Raw genomic sequence first — 14,591 nt, 5'->3', positions numbered from 1 at the left:
TTTCCTCTGGCTGGTCCGGTTCGATCCGGATTTTCCTGGTTTTCACGCGGTGCCGCGCGCCTTCAGCGTGAGGACTATCACACGTGTTCCCAGGAGTGACCAGAGGGTGACCAGAGGGGTGACCAGTGCCTGGCCGGAGGGCCGGGGACGGGCGTCCGCGCGCCCTTTCCCCGCCGTATTCGGCGTGTTAACCGGTGGCCTGCGAGCGGCCGATATCAAGGTAGACTGTCGCGAGCCCGATTCGCCTTTTAAAGCCCGCGAGATGCTTCGAACCATTGCCCTGACTGGCTTTGCGGCCTTGGTTGCCGCCTCAACCATCTCGCTTGCGCCGCCCGCGCGCGCGCAGATCGGAACGATTTTCTCCGATCCCGCGCCGCGTCCGCCCGGCTCGATTCCGCGTGGCCAGGTGGCGCCTCCCGGCGACGACGACGAGGAAGTGCCGGAATTGCCGCGCGGCCGCCTGCTGCCGACGCAGCCGCGGGCGTTGCCGCCCGGCCAGGCGGTGCCGCCGCCCGGCAGCGTGCAGTCGCAGCCTTTGGCGCCGCCGCCAGGTAGCACGGTCGCTCCGCCCGGCGTTGCCGTGCAGCCGCCGCAGCCCGGCGGGCCCGCCGTTGCCAATACACCGCCCGGTGCCAATCCGCTGCCGGGCCAGCGTCAGCCCAAGGGCACGCCGCAGGGCACGGCGCCGCAGACGCCTGCCGCGTTGCAGCCGGGCGACGAGGTCGTGCAGGAGCCGCCGTCGACCAAGATCACCAACAAGAAGGCGAGCTTCTCCGGCCTCGACAAGATCACCGGACGCATCATCAATTTCGACGAGGACATCGGCGAGACGGTGCAGTTCGGCGCGCTGCGGGTGAAGACCGATGCCTGCTACACCAGGCCGTCGACGGAAGCCGCCAACACCGACGCCTTCGTCGAGGTCGACGAGATCACGCTGCAGGGCGAGGTGAAGCGGATATTTTCCGGCTGGATGTTCGCGGCGAGCCCGGGCCTCCATGGCGTCGAGCATCCGATCTACGACATCTGGCTGACCGACTGCAAAGGGCCGGACCAGACCATCGTGACCGCCGCGCCCGATCCGCCGAAGGCGCCGACGCCGCCTCCGCCGCCGGCCCAGAAGCGCGCGCCGCCGAAGCAGGCCGCGCCGCGTCCGCCGCCGCAGCCGCAATACCAGCAGCAGCCGCCACCTCCGCCGCCCCAGCAGCAGCGGCCGGGCGGATTGTTCGGCGGATTGTTCGGGAATTAGGCGAAACTGCGTAGCCCGGATGGAGCGTTAGCGAAATCCGGGGTTCTCTCCGCGGAGAGACTTTCCCGGATTACGCTTCGCTTCATCCGGGCTACATGCACCCAAAGATCAACCACGCGCGGCGATGATCGCCAGCGCGTCGGCACCCTTGACCGGCTGGGTGGCGTCGAGCTTGCGGAATTCCGCCGGCGCGCCTGCGATCGCCTTGTCGAGTAGTGCGCGATAGCGGCGACGCGAAATCTCCACCGCACCGAACGTCTTCAGATGCTCGGTCACATATTGCGTGTCGAGCAGTTCGAACCCGCCCGCGATCAGCCGCGCCACCAGATGCACCAGCGCGACCTTCGATGCGTCGCGCGTGGTGTGAAACATGCTCTCGCCGAAGAAGGCGCGGCCGAGGCTGACGCCATAGAGCCCGCCGACCAGATTGTCGTCCTGCCAGACCTCGACGCTGTGGCAATGGCCTGACGCGTGCAGCCCGACATAGAGGTCGCGGATGCGCTTGTTGATCCAGGTGTCGTCGCGGCCGGGCTGCGGCGCCGCGCAACCGGCGATCACGGCCTTGAACGCGGTATCGACGGTGACGGTGAACACGTCCGAGCGCACGGTGCGCGCCAGGCGGGAGGCGACGCGGAAGCCGTCGAATGGAATCACGCCGCGCAATTCCGGCTCGACCCAGAACAGGGTCGGATCGTCGGCGCTCTCCGCCATCGGGAAGATGCCGCAGGCATAGGCGCGCAGCAGCACCTCGGGCGTGATCTCGGAGGAGGCGGAGTCGCGTGAGGTCATGCCGGCGAGGATAGCAAAGCGCGGGCCGTCTTGCGATGGGGCCTGCCACGGGGTCGCGACGTGTTGACGAAACGCGCCGGTTCCTCCACAAGCCGCGCCATTCCGCCGCAGTTTCCCGAGACGGACTGCGCGGCCATGCTACATTGCCACAAAAAGATGGCGCCGCCGCCCGGGACATGGCGGTTTGCGCGCCGATAATCAACACAGGTGAGGGGGACGCTGCATGAAATCGTCATGGCGGACGTTTGCGCCGTTGCTGGTCTGGCTGGTGATCTATCTGGTCCCGGTGCCGTCAGGGCTGAACACCAATCAGTGGCACTATTTTGCGGTGTTCGCCGCGGTCATCACCGGGCTGATCCTCGAATCGATGCCGGTCGGCGCGGTCGGCCTGATTGGACTGACGGTCGCCGGGGTCGGCGGTTATGTCGAGCCCGACCCGAACAAGTCGCTGCGCTGGATGCTCGCCGGCTTTTCCGAGAGCACGGTGTGGCTGATCGTCGGCGCCTTCGTGTTCTCGATCGGCTACCGCAAGAGCGGGCTCGGCCGCCGGCTGGCGCTGCTCTTGGTGCGCGGGCTCGGCCGCCGCACCATCGGGCTCGGCTATGCGGTGGCGTTCTCCGATCTGGTGCTGGCGCCGGCAACGCCGTCCAACACCGCGCGCTCGGGCGGCACCATCTATCCGATCGTCAGCAACATCCCGCGCATCTACGGCTCCGAGCCCGGTCCGACCGCGGGCAAGATCGGCACCTTCGTGATGTGGACCGCGTTTGCGACCACGGCCGTCACCAGCTCGCTGTTTCTGACCGCGCTGGCGCCGAACGCCGCCGCGCTCTCGATCGCCAAGAAGCTCGTCAATATCGAGGTCGGCTGGTCGCAATGGTTCATCGGCTTCGCGCCGCTCGGGATCCTCTTGCTGTTGCTGGTGCCGCTGTTGAGCTACGCCATCTGCCGGCCGGAGATCAAGGCGAGCCCCGAGATCGTGACCTGGAGCGAAGGCGAACTCGCCAAGATGGGGCCTCCGTCGCGGCACGAATGGATCATGGCGGTGCTGGTGCTGCTGGCGATGTTCCTGTGGATCTGCGGCTCCAATCCCAATATCAGCGTGCCGCTGCTCGGCTCGAACTTCATCAACGCGACCACGGTGGTGTTCGTCGTGATCTCGCTGATGCTGCTCACAGGCGTGATCGCATTCGAGGACATCGTCGCGGAGAAGAGTGCGTGGGAGGTATTCTTCTATTTCACCTCGCTGCTCACGCTGTCGTCGGGTCTCAACGAGATCGGCTTCATCAAATGGGTGGCCGAGGGTTATGCGAAGCCGCTGTCCGGCACGTCGCCGGTGGTCGGGATGATCCTGCTCGTCACATTCTTCTTCTGGATCCACTATTTCTTCTCGAGCATCACCTCGCATACCGCCGCCGTGCTGCCGGTGGTGCTCGCGGTCGGCTCCAGCATTCCCGGCCTGTCGGTGCAGACCCTGATGCTGCTGTGCGTCTACTCGCTCGGCCTGATGGGCGTGATCTCGCCCTATGCCACCGGACCGGCGCCGATGTATTACGGCAGCGGCTATATCGGCAAAGGCGACTTCTGGAAGTTCGGGCTGATCTTCGGCGTAATCTACTTTGCCGGATTGTTGCTGATCGTGTTGCCCTGGCTACAGATGATTGGGTAAAATAGCCACAATCCAGCGGGAAACAGCGGCCGATCGGGAAGGAGGACTTTCCTTTCCGATTCTTAACGCGCTTTGTCTGACGGAAGCGTCCAAAATGCTTCCTCGAATGTGGCGCGCGCGGATTTCAAGGGACACATAGAGCCGCACCGGCTCATTCGTGTTTCTTCGTGGGCAAGTGATGGACCAGCATATCAAAGACCCGTTGATCGCGGCGCCCGAGCAAACCAGGCGGCCATCGCGCGGGCGAGGGTTTCTGACAGCGTGTGTCGTGCTGGCGGTGCTTGCCGGCATCGTCTGGTGGACGCGGCAGCAGGCCGCGCCGCCGCAGGCCGGCGGCGGGCGCAACGCCGGGCCGATGTCGATCGTGCCGGAGACCGTCGGCAAGGGCGATATCGGCGTCAGCCTGAATGCGCTCGGCACCGTGACGTCGCTCGCGACCGTGACGATCAGGAGCCAGATCAGCGGCTACCTGATGAAGATCGACTTCAAGGAGGGCGATGAGGTCAAGAAGGGTGACCTGATCGCCGAGATCGATTCGCGTCCCTATGAGGCGACGCTGGCGCAGGCCAAGGGCACTCTGGCGCGCGACGAGGCGCAGCTGAAGGGCGCCCAGGTCGATCTCACCCGCTACCAGAATCTCGCCACGCAGAACGCCGTGCCGCATCAGACGCTCGATACCCAGGTCGCGCTGGTCGCGCAGTATCAGGGCACGGTCGAGGCCGACCGGGCATCGGTGAAATCGGCCGAAGTGAATCTGCAATATTGTCGTATCGTCTCGCCGATCAACGGGCGGGTCGGACTGCGCCAGGTCGACCTCGGCAACTATGTGACGGCGGGCGACAGTAACGGCCTTGTCGTGATCACGCAGCTCGAGCCGATCAGCGTGCTGTTCACGCTGCCGGAGGACAATCTGCAGGCGGTCGCGAAGCGGTTGAAGGAGGGCGCGGTGCTGCCGGCGGCCGCCTATGACCGCAGCGGCGCCAACAAGCTCGCCGAGGGATCGCTGCAGACCTTCGACAGCCAGATCGATGCCACCACGGGCACGATCAAGCTGCGCGCCCAGTTCGAGAACGACAAGCGCACGCTGTATCCGAACCAGTTCGTCAACATCCGCCTGCTGCTCGACACCCACAAGGATGCCACGACGATGTCGACCGCCGGCATCCAGCGCGGCGTCCCCGGCACCTTCGTCTATCTGGTCAACGCCGACAGCACCGTCTCGGTGCGGCCGGTCAAGATCGGCGTCACCGACGGCGACCGCGTCGAGGTGCTCTCGGGGCTTGTGCCCGGAGATCGCATCGTGATCGACGGCGCCGACAAGCTGCGCGAGGGCGCCAAGGTGGTGGTGCGCTCGGCCGCCGATGCCGCGAGCCCGGCCGGTGCAGCCAAGGGGACGGCGAGCGGGGCCGCGAATGGGGCCGCGAAGGGAGGCGGGGCTGCTCCCGACAAGCTGGGAGGCGGCGACCATAAGGGTTCCGCGGACGGGCAGACGAAATGAACCCGTCGCGGCCATTCATCCTGCGGCCGGTGGCGACGACCCTGATGATGATCGCCATCATGCTGTCGGGCATGCTGGCGTTCAGATTCCTGCCGGTCGCGGCGCTGCCGGAGGTCGATTATCCGACCATCCAGGTGCAGACCTTCTATCCGGGCGCCAGCCCCGACGTGATGACGTCGTCGGTGACGGCGCCGCTCGAGGTGCAGTTCGGCCAGATGCCGAATTTGAACCAGATGAGCTCGGTGAGCTCGGCCGGTTCATCCGTCATCACGCTGCAGTTCGGCCTGTCGATCTCGCTCGACGTGGCCGAGCAGGAGGTGCAGGCCGCGATCAACGCCGCGGGCAATCTGTTGCCGTCGGACCTGCCGGCGCCGCCGATCTACGCCAAGGTCAATCCGGCTGACGCGCCGATCCTCACTCTCGGCCTGACCTCGAAGACGATGCCGCTGACCCAGGTGCAGGACTTCGTCGACACCCGGCTGGCGCAGAAGATCTCGCAGCTGCCCGGCGTCGGCCTCGTCAGCATCAGCGGCGGCCAGCGGCCCGCGGTGCGCATCCAGGCCGACATCCGCAAGCTCGCGGCCTATGGCCTCAACATCGACGATCTCCGCACCACGCTCGGCAACGCCAACGTCAACACGCCGAAGGGCAATTTCGACGGCGCGATGCGCGCCTACACCATCAACGCCAACGACCAGATCCGCAATGCCAGCGACTACCGCTCGCTGATCATCGCCTACAAGAACGGCTCGCCGGTCCGCCTCAGCGACGTCGGCAACGTCGTCGACGGCGCGCAGAACGACAAGCTCGGCGCCTGGATGAACGAGACGCAGGCGATCATCCTCAACATCCAGCGCCAGCCCGGCGCCAACGTGATCTCGGTGGTCCAGGGCATCAAGGACCTGCTGCCGCAGCTGCAGGCCACGCTGCCGGCCGCGATCGACCTCAACATCCTGACCGACCGGACCGTGACGATCCGGGCCTCGGTCCGCGACGTCGAGTACGAGCTGGCGCTCGCGGTGATCCTGGTCGTGCTGGTGATCTTCGTGTTCCTGCGCTCGACCCGCGCCACGCTGATCCCGAGCCTGTCGGTGCCGCTCTCGCTGGTCGGCACGCTGGGCGCAATGTATCTGTTCGGCTTCAGCCTGAACAATCTGTCGCTGATGGCGCTGACGATCGCGACCGGCTTCGTGGTCGACGACGCCATCGTCGTGATCGAGAACATCTCGCGCTATATCGAGGAGGGCGAGTCGCCGCTCGAGGCGGCGCTGCGCGGCTCCGAGCAGATCGGCTTCACCATCATCTCGCTGACGGTGTCGCTGATCGCGGTGCTGATCCCGCTGCTGTTCATGGGCGACGTCGTCGGCCGCCTGTTCCGCGAATTCGCCATCACGCTGTCGGTCACGATCCTGATCTCTGCCGTGGTGTCGCTGACATTGGTGCCGATGGCCTGCGCGAAACTCCTGAAGCCGGAGAGCATGACGCGCGAGAACACCCTCCAGCGGCTCAGCCGGGAAGGCTTCGACGCCGTCATCGCGATCTACGGCCGGATGCTCAACTGGGTGCTGGATCGCCAGACGTTCGTTCTGCTGATCGCGCTTGCTACCTTTGGTCTCACGGCGCTGCTCTACGTCGTCATTCCCAAGGGCTTCTTTCCGGTGCAGGACACCGGCGTGATCCAGGCGATCTCGGAGGCGCCGCAATCGGTGTCCTATGCGGCGATGGCCGAGCGGCAGCAGCGGCTCGCCAGCGCGATCCTGAAGGATCCCGATGTCGAGAGCCTGTCGTCGTTCATCGGCGTCGACGGCACCAACACCACGCTCAACAGCGGCCGCATCCTGATCAATCTGAAGCCGCATGAGCAGCGCAAGGCCGGCGTCTCGACGGTGATGGACCGGATCAAGGCGAGCACTGCCGCGCTGACCGGCATCACGCTCTACATGCAGCCGGTCCAGGACCTCACCATCGAAGGCACGGTGAGCCGGACGCAGTATCAGTTCATCCTGCAGGACGCCGATCCGAACGAGCTTGCGGAATGGACGCCGAAGCTGGTCGACAAGCTCAGGGAATTGCCGGAGCTCAGCGACGTCACCAGCGACATCTCCGCGCAGGGGCTGTCGGTGTTCGTGGACATCGACCGCGACCAGGCCGCGCGGTTCGGCATCACGCCGGCGACGATCGACAACGCGCTGTACGATTCCTACGGCCAGCGCATCGTCTCCACCGTCTTCACCAATTCGAACCAGTACCGCGTCATCCTCGAGGCCGATCCGTCGCTGCAGAACTCGCTGGATTCGCTGTCGTCGATCTATCTGCCGTCATCGGTGGGCTCGACGCCGGTGCCGCTGTCCGTGATGGCCAGGATGCGGGTCGAGACCGCGCCGTTGCAGGTCTCGCATCTCGGCCAATTCCCGTCGGCAACCGTTTCGTTCAACCTGGCCCCGGGCGCCTCGCTCGGCGGCGCGGTGACCGCGATCAAGCAGGCGCAGGCCGAAATCAACCAGCCGCTCGGCATGATCACGAGCTTCCAGGGCGCGGCGCTGGCGTTCCAGTCCTCGCTGTCCAACCAGCTGTTCCTGATCCTGGCCGCGATCATCACGGTCTATATCGTGCTGGGTGTGCTCTATGAGAGCTTTATCCATCCGCTGACCATCCTGTCGACGCTGCCTTCCGCCGGCATCGGCGCGCTGCTGGCGCTGATGATGGCCGGCCAGGATCTCACCATCATCGCGATCATCGGCATCATCCTCCTGATCGGCATCGTGAAGAAGAACGCGATCATGATGATCGACTTCGCGCTCGATGCCGAGCGCAACGAGGGCAAGCCGCCGCGGGAGGCGATCTACCAGGCCTGCCTGTTGCGGTTCCGGCCGATCATCATGACGACGATGGCCGCCGTGCTCGGCGCGCTGCCGCTGATGCTCGGCAGCGGTGCCGGCTCCGAGCTCCGGCATCCGCTCGGCATCTCGATCGTCGGCGGCCTCTTGGTGAGCCAGATGCTGACCCTGTTCACGACGCCGGTGATCTATCTCTGGTTCGATCGCCTGGCGCTGCGGTTTGCCGGGCGGGCGGACGAGGTCGGCGAGGCGAGCGGGTCGCGTTGAGCCATGGATCCGTCAACGCCCTTCATCCGCCGGCCGGTCGCGACCACGCTGTTGACGTTCGGGCTTGCGGCGGCCGGCCTTGTCGCGTTCTTCAAGCTGCCGGTGTCACCGCTGCCGCAGGTGGATTTTCCGACCATCTCGGTACAGGCGACGCTGCCCGGCGCCAGCCCGCAGGACGTCGCGACCACGGTCGCCAGCCCGCTTGAGCGGCATCTCGGCCAGATCGCCGACGTGACGGAGATGACGTCGTCGAGCTCGGTCGGCTCGACCCGGATCACGCTGCAGTTCGGGTTGAACCGCGACATCAACGGCGCGGCGCGGGACGTGCAGGCCGCCATCAATGCGGCGCGGGCAGACTTGCCGACCAGCCTGCGCAGCAATCCGACCTATCGCAAGGTCAACCCGGCGGACGCGCCGATCCTGATCCTGACGCTGACGTCGGATACGCTGACCCGCGGCGCGCTCTACGATGCCGCCTCCACGGTGCTGGCGCAGAAGCTGTCGCAGGTCGAGGGCATCGGCGAGGTCGTGGTCGGCGGCAGCTCGCTGCCCGCCGTACGCGTCGATCTGATCCCCCAGGCGCTCTACAAATACGGCATCGGGCTCGAAGACGTCCGCGCGGCGCTGTCGAGCGCCAACGCCCACAGCCCCAAGGGCGGCATCGATGTCGGCGACCAGCGCTACCAGGTCTACGCCAACGACCAGGCCAACAAGGCCGACGACTACAGATCGCTGATCGTGGCCTACCGCAATGGCGCGCCGGTTCACCTCTCCGATGTCGGCGAGGTCGCCGACGGCGTCGAGAACCTGCGCAATGCCGGGCTCGCCAACGGCAAGCCCGCGGTGCTGCTCATCCTTTACCGCCAGCCGAACGCCAACATCATCTCGACCGTCGACCTGGTGAAGGGGCTGATGCCGCAATTGCAGGCCTCGATTTCGCCGGCGATCGACATCGGTCTTGCGGTGGATCGCTCGACAACCATCCGCACCTCGCTCCGCGACGTCGAGCGAACGCTGGTTCTGGCGGTGGTGCTGGTCATCATCGTGGTGTTCGCGTTCCTGCGCAATTTGCGCGCCACCTTGATTCCGGTGGTGGCGGTCTCGGTGTCGCTGGTCGCGACCTTCGGGGCGATGTACCTGATCGGCTACAGCCTCGACAATCTGTCGCTGATGGCGCTGACGGTCGCGACCGGCTTCGTGGTCGATGACGCGATCGTCGTGCTGGAGAACGTCACCCGTTACATCGAGGAGGGCCTGAGCCCGCTCGAGGCGGCGCTGAAGGGCGCCAACGAGGTCGGCTTCACCGTGCTGTCGATGAGCATCTCGCTGATCGCGGTGTTCATCCCGATCCTGCTGATGGCCGGCATCGTCGGGCGGCTGTTCCGTGAATTCGCGATGACGATCTCGATCTCGATCCTGATCTCGCTCGCGGTCTCGCTGGCGACCACGCCGATGATGTGCGCCGTGCTGCTCAAGCCGGACAGCGGCGGCCACGGCCGGCTCTATTGGGCCAGCGAGCGCTTCTTCGAGGCGATGCTGAATTTCTACCGCAGGACGCTGACCGCGGCGCTGCAGCATCCGCTGTCGGTGATGCTGATCCTGGCGGCGGTGTTCGGTCTCAACTTCTATCTCTACGACGTGATCCCGAAGGGCTTCTTTCCGCAGCAGGACACCGGCCGGCTGGTCGGTTCGATCCAGGCCGACCAGAGCGTGTCGTTCCAACTGATGCAGCAGAAGCTCGCGCAGTTCGTCGGCATCATCCAGAAGGATCCGGCCGTGGAGACGGTGGTCGGCTTCACCGGCGGCGGCCAGACCAATTCCGGTTTCGTGTTCGTCTCGCTGCGTCCGCTCGACCAGCGCAAGATCGGCGCCGACGGCGTGATCTCGCGGTTGCGCCGCGAGATGGCGGTGGTGCCCGGCGCCAGCCTGTTCCTGCAGGCGGTGCAGGACATCCGGGTCGGGGGCAGGGCCTCGAACGCGCAGTATCAGTACACGCTGCAGGGCTCGACGCTGGAGGAGCTTAATGACTGGACGCCGAAGATCGCCGCGGCGTTGCAGCGCGATCCGAACCTTGCCGACGTCAACAGCGACCAGCAGAACAAGGGGCTGGAATCCGACCTCGTGATCGACCGCGATGCCGCGGCCCGGCTCGGCGTCACGGTGAGCCAGATCGACAACACCCTCTACGACGCCTTCGGCCAGCGTCAGGTGTCGACGATCTATGTCGCGCGCAACCAGTACCACGTCATCATGGAGGTCGCGCCGCGCTACTGGCAGAATCCTGAGACGCTGAAGGACGTCTACATCAGCACGTCGGGCGGCTCGGTCGGCGGCTCGCAATCGACCAACGCGGTGGCCGGTACCGTGGTGGCGCCGGGAACCTCGAGCGCCGCCAGTTCAGCCAATGCCCAGGCCGCGCGCAACCAGGCCACCAATTCGATCGGCTCGACCGGGAAGGGCGTGGCCTCGACCGGATCGGCCGTCTCGACCAACAGCGAGACCATGATTCCGCTGTCGGCAGTGGCGGAGTTCAAGCAGGGCGCGACGCCGCTTGCGGTCAATCACCAGGGCCTCCTGGTCGCCAACACCATCTCGTTCAACCTGCCGCCGAACGTGTCGCTGAGCACCGCGGTCGGCAGCATCGAGGCGACCATGAACCGGATCGGCGTCCCGGCCACGATCCGCGGCACGTTCCAGGGCTCCGCCAAGGCGTTCCAGGATTCGCTCAGCAACCAGCCGTTCCTGATCCTCGCCGCGATCGTCACGATCTACATCGTGCTGGGCGTGCTCTATGAGAGCTACGTCCATCCGCTGACCATCTTGTCCACACTGCCTTCGGCAGGTGTGGGTGCCTTGCTGGCGCTGATGGCATTCAAGACCGAGTTCAGTATCATGGCGCTGATCGGCGTCATCCTGCTGATCGGCATTGTGAAGAAGAACGCCATCATGATGATCGACTTTGCGCTGGACGCGGAACGCAGGCGCGGGCTGGAGCCGCTCGAGGCGATCAAGGAGGCATGCCTGCTGCGCTTCCGTCCCATCATGATGACGACGATGGCCGCGCTGCTCGGCGCCGTGCCGCTCGCGATCGGGATGGGCGACGGCGGCGAGCTGCGGCAGCCGCTCGGCATCGCGATCGTCGGCGGCCTGATCCTGAGCCAGGTCCTGACGCTCTACACGACGCCGGTCATCTACCTCTATCTCGACCGGTTCCGCTTGTGGGCCCTGCGCGTCCGCCGCGGCGGCGCCATGCGCATGCCGGGCTCCTCACTTCAACCGGGCGAGTAAATGCCGACAGGTGCAGCGTTGCTTAGTCTTCGAATATTGCGGAAACCGGTCCGGTTTCGGCGCGTGGCGGCGTTCGGCGGCCTCAGCCTTGGTCTGAGCCTTGGCCTGACCGGCTGCATCCCCGGGGTGGAGAAACCCGAGCTCAGTCTCGAAGTGCCGGCGAGCTATCGCGCCGCCGCCAAGGGCGATGCCGACGCCGCCGTTCCGGCGCTCGCCTGGTGGCGCGGCTTCCGCTCGCCCGAGCTGACCGGGCTGATGGAATCCGCGCAGCAATACAATCTCGATATCGCGGTCGCGATCGCCCAGATCGTGCAGGCCGACGCGCAGGCCGGCGTGTCCGGCGCCGCGCTGCTGCCGTCGATCTCGGGATCGGCGAATGCCGAGCGTCAGAAGATCGCGACGGGATCGAGTTCATCGCTCGGCAGCAGCAGCGGCACGTTCTCGCAGTACAGTCTGGGGCTGAGCGCGAGCTATATCGTCGATTTCTGGGGCAAGAACCGCGCGACGTTGTCGGCGTCGGAAGAGAGCGCGACGGTTGCCCGCTACAATCGCGAGGTGGTCGCACTGACCACGATGGCGACGGTGGCCAACACCTATTTCCAGGTGCTGGCGGCGCAGGACCAGATCAAGGCCACCCGGCGCAATCTGGCGGCGGCCGAGCGCATCCTGGCTTTGATCAAGTCGCAATTCGCCGGCGGCACCGCCTCGCAACTCGACTTGTCGCAGCAGGAGGCACTGGTCGCCACGCAGCGCGCGGCGATCCCGCCGCTCGAGGTGACGCTGGGGCAGAACACCGCCGCGCTCGCCCTCTTGGTGGCGCGCGCACCGGCTGATTTCGCGGTGCGCGGCGGCAGCACCACGCAGATCTCGGTGCCGCGCATCACGCCGGGGATGCCGTCGGAATTGCTCTACCAGCGGCCTGACGTGCGTCAGGCCGAGGCGCAACTCGCGGCCTCCAATTTCAGCGTCGACGCGGCGCGGGCAGCGTTCTTCCCGCAGATTCAGCTGACCGGCACCACGGGCTTCCAGAGCGCGGCGCTCGCCTCGCTGTTTGCGCCGGGCGCCTGGTACTACACGCTCGCGGCCGGGCTGACCCAGCCGCTGTTCGACGGCTTCCTGCTGGAGAGCCAGCTCAAGCTCGCCAAGGGCCAGCAATTGCAAAACCTGCAGGCCTATCGCAAGGCGGTGCTGTCGGCCTTCGCCGATGTCGAGAAGGCGCTGATCGCGTTGCAGAAGTATACGCTGCAGGAGCGGCTGCAGTCCGACGTGGTGGCGAGCTCGCGCAAGGCGTTCGAGGTCTCCGAGATGCAGCTGCGCGGCGGCACGGTCAATCTGATCACGGTGCTGCAGACACAGCAGACGCTGTTCACGGCTGAACTCAACCTGGTGTCGGTGCGGCTTAACAAGCTGCTGGCGGCGAGCAGCCTGTTCCAGGCGCTCGGCGGCGGCTGGACGCCGGCCGGCACGCTCGCGGCGGCAGTGCCATGAGGTCGGTCATGCAGCGGTTCGTCACACTGTTCGTCGTTACCCTCGTCATCGCGCTCGGCGCGGCCCGTGCGCAGCAGCGGCCACCGAACAGCGTGCCGCTGGCCTTCGGCATGAGCGCCGACCAGGCCAGCCAGTCGCTCGGCGTTCCCCTGAACTATGTCCGCGGCACGCCGGGCAATGAATTGTTCGTCGCGCTGCCCAATGTCAGGGGCAGCGTGCTGTCGCGGCGCAGCGACGGGCTTTATCTGCAATTCGGCAAGGGGCGCCTGATCGCCTGGAAGGGCGACTGGGGGACCATTCCGCAATGAGGGCCTTCGCCATGACCGCCATCAGAGCACTGATCGCCTGCGCCGCCATCGCGCTCGGTACGGCCACTGCCTCGGCCCAAAACCTGACGCCGCAACGGCCGCTGCGTTACGGCAGCACCGGCGGTGTGTATTTCGACGGCAGGAACGACGACCGCGATTTCCGCAGCAACGGCTCCTTTCCGGGCAGCTTTGCCGCCGATCCCTTCAGCGCGGGCTTCGGCGCGGCGGGTCTGTTCGGCTCGACGCCGTATCACTCCGCGCGGCCCTATCCGTCGCAGGTGATCTTCGGCGCGCCATGCCAGGATTGCCGTCCGCATCGCACGCGGCGGCACCGCGATCGGGTTGATTGAGGTGCTCGGGACCAGAAGGCGCTTCTAGCTCTTGCGCAGAAGGTCGTCGATGATGCGCAGCTTCATCCAGCCGGCCTTGTCGATAATCTCCCGGCGCAGCGCGTCCTTTTCCATCTCATATTGCTCGTGCGGGACGTGGTGGCCGCCGCTCGTGGTAATTCCGAATTCCTTGAGCAAGGCGTTGTGCCGCGCCTCCCAGGCGATCACATGCTCGGTCATGAGCTGCGTCACCGCCGGAAGGAAGCCGGGATGGCCCGCCAGGCCGCATGTTTCCGTGGTCTGCGGATCCTCCGCCAGCATGATCACGTTCCACTCGTCGTAGCCGATCAGATCCATCTGCGCGTAGAGAAACGCGCCATGCGGCCCGTCCCAGATCTTGTGGTCGATGACCAGGAATGGCAATGCATGGCAGTGGCCGTGGCGCGCCGTCATGTCACGGTTGAAACTCTCGGTGCGCTCCTGCAGCCGTTGGTTGGCCGCGGCAAACACGACGAGACGATTGTCCGCCGTCGGCACGATGCTGGCTGCGTCGTCGGGCGCGAACCCGGCATCGCGCAGCATCGGCCCGATCCGCGGATCTTCCCACTGCCTTCTGTGAAAGGCGGGTGCCGCGCCGTCGGCACCCGATGCCGGACGCAAGGGCTCTTTGAGATCGCCCGACGTCGCCTGCTTCTTTCCAAAAACCACCCTGCGCTCGAACATCGTGCCGTTCCTGCCAAGCTGGGGGAAAAGCATGGCAAACAACGCCCAGATTTGTCTTAATCGGTCAGGGCCAGCGGCCGCGATCGAACAACAGGGTGACGCGGCCGTTAATGCCAACGCGAAAACTCGATCAATCCGCCGGCGGCAGG

General features: G+C 66.0%; 10 protein-coding genes. 8 read left to right on the top strand and 2 right to left on the bottom strand.

Annotation, left to right across the window (positions count from 1 at the left end):
• Positions 1 to 262 precede the first annotated feature (262 nt).
• A complete protein-coding gene (locus AAFG07_RS23405) occupies positions 263 to 1,246 on the top strand; it encodes a DUF2155 domain-containing protein (RefSeq protein ID WP_342722237.1) in 984 nt (327 codons plus the stop codon).
• A 108-nt stretch (positions 1,247 to 1,354) separates the two neighbouring features.
• Here AAFG07_RS23405 and aat read toward each other — a convergent pair whose 3' ends face one another.
• Positions 1,355 to 2,035, bottom strand: a complete 681-nt coding sequence (gene aat, locus AAFG07_RS23400; RefSeq protein ID WP_342722236.1) for a leucyl/phenylalanyl-tRNA--protein transferase — start codon at positions 2,033 to 2,035, stop codon at positions 1,355 to 1,357.
• A 223-nt stretch (positions 2,036 to 2,258) separates the two neighbouring features.
• On the opposite strand from aat, the gene AAFG07_RS23395 reads away from it, so the two are divergent.
• The 7 genes from AAFG07_RS23395 to AAFG07_RS23365 all read left to right on the top strand — a co-directional run bounded on the left by AAFG07_RS23395 (position 2,259) and on the right by AAFG07_RS23365 (position 13,740).
• Complete coding sequence (locus AAFG07_RS23395) at positions 2,259 to 3,704, top strand: DASS family sodium-coupled anion symporter (protein WP_342722235.1); 1,446 nt, start codon at positions 2,259 to 2,261, stop codon at positions 3,702 to 3,704.
• A gap of 178 nt (positions 3,705 to 3,882) precedes the next feature.
• Positions 3,883 to 5,202 carry an MdtA/MuxA family multidrug efflux RND transporter periplasmic adaptor subunit gene (locus AAFG07_RS23390; protein WP_342722234.1) on the top strand — a complete coding sequence of 440 codons (1,320 nt, stop codon included), beginning with the start codon at positions 3,883 to 3,885 and terminating at the stop codon, positions 5,200 to 5,202.
• A complete protein-coding gene (locus AAFG07_RS23385; RefSeq protein WP_342722233.1) occupies positions 5,199 to 8,306 on the top strand; it encodes an MdtB/MuxB family multidrug efflux RND transporter permease subunit in 3,108 nt (1,035 codons plus the stop codon). Before AAFG07_RS23390 ends, AAFG07_RS23385 begins: the two co-directional genes overlap by 4 nt.
• Before the next feature lie 3 nt (positions 8,307 to 8,309).
• Positions 8,310 to 11,594, top strand: coding sequence for an efflux RND transporter permease subunit (locus AAFG07_RS23380; protein ID WP_342722232.1), 3,285 nt, complete (start codon positions 8,310 to 8,312; stop codon positions 11,592 to 11,594).
• Positions 11,595 to 13,082 (top strand): efflux transporter outer membrane subunit, encoded by a 1,488-nt coding sequence (locus AAFG07_RS23375; protein ID WP_342722231.1) that lies wholly within the window; start codon positions 11,595 to 11,597, stop codon positions 13,080 to 13,082. It begins immediately after the preceding gene.
• An 8-nt stretch (positions 13,083 to 13,090) separates the two neighbouring features.
• On the top strand, positions 13,091 to 13,390 hold the full coding sequence (locus AAFG07_RS23370; RefSeq protein WP_342722229.1) for a hypothetical protein: 300 nt from the start codon (positions 13,091 to 13,093) through the stop codon (positions 13,388 to 13,390).
• 11 nt (positions 13,391 to 13,401) lie between these two features.
• Entirely contained in the window at positions 13,402 to 13,740 is a 339-nt protein-coding gene (locus tag AAFG07_RS23365) for a BA14K family protein (RefSeq protein ID WP_342722228.1), read from the top strand.
• A 24-nt stretch (positions 13,741 to 13,764) separates the two neighbouring features.
• On the opposite strand, the gene AAFG07_RS23360 is transcribed toward AAFG07_RS23365, so the two are convergent.
• On the bottom strand, positions 13,765 to 14,559 hold the full coding sequence (locus AAFG07_RS23360; protein WP_342722227.1) for a hypothetical protein: 795 nt from the start codon (positions 14,557 to 14,559) through the stop codon (positions 13,765 to 13,767).
• Positions 14,560 to 14,591: the final 32 nt, after the last annotated feature.

This window comes from Bradyrhizobium sp. B097 (assembly GCF_038957035.1).
Lineage (GTDB): Bacteria > Pseudomonadota > Alphaproteobacteria > Rhizobiales > Xanthobacteraceae > Bradyrhizobium.
Note: the sequence above shows the minus strand (reverse complement) of the source record. Positions and strands in the feature narration are given on the sequence as shown.

Bases quoted from the DNA above. Each gene is read 5' to 3' on its own strand.
- AAFG07_RS23395 (WP_342722235.1), top strand. From the start codon at position 2,259: ATGAAATCGTCATGGCGGACGTTTGCGCCGTTGCTGGTCTGGCTGGTG.
- AAFG07_RS23405 (WP_342722237.1), top strand. From the start codon at position 263: ATGCTTCGAACCATTGCCCTGACTGGCTTTGCGGCCTTGGTTGCCGCC.
- AAFG07_RS23390 (WP_342722234.1), top strand. From the start codon at position 3,883: ATGGACCAGCATATCAAAGACCCGTTGATCGCGGCGCCCGAGCAAACC.
- AAFG07_RS23365 (WP_342722228.1), top strand. From the start codon at position 13,402: ATGACCGCCATCAGAGCACTGATCGCCTGCGCCGCCATCGCGCTCGGT.
- AAFG07_RS23380 (WP_342722232.1), top strand. From the start codon at position 8,310: ATGGATCCGTCAACGCCCTTCATCCGCCGGCCGGTCGCGACCACGCTG.
- AAFG07_RS23385 (WP_342722233.1), top strand. From the start codon at position 5,199: ATGAACCCGTCGCGGCCATTCATCCTGCGGCCGGTGGCGACGACCCTG.
- AAFG07_RS23375 (WP_342722231.1), top strand. From the start codon at position 11,595: ATGCCGACAGGTGCAGCGTTGCTTAGTCTTCGAATATTGCGGAAACCG.
- aat (WP_342722236.1), bottom strand. From the start codon at position 2,035: ATGACCTCACGCGACTCCGCCTCCTCCGAGATCACGCCCGAGGTGCTG.
- AAFG07_RS23370 (WP_342722229.1), top strand. From the start codon at position 13,091: ATGCAGCGGTTCGTCACACTGTTCGTCGTTACCCTCGTCATCGCGCTC.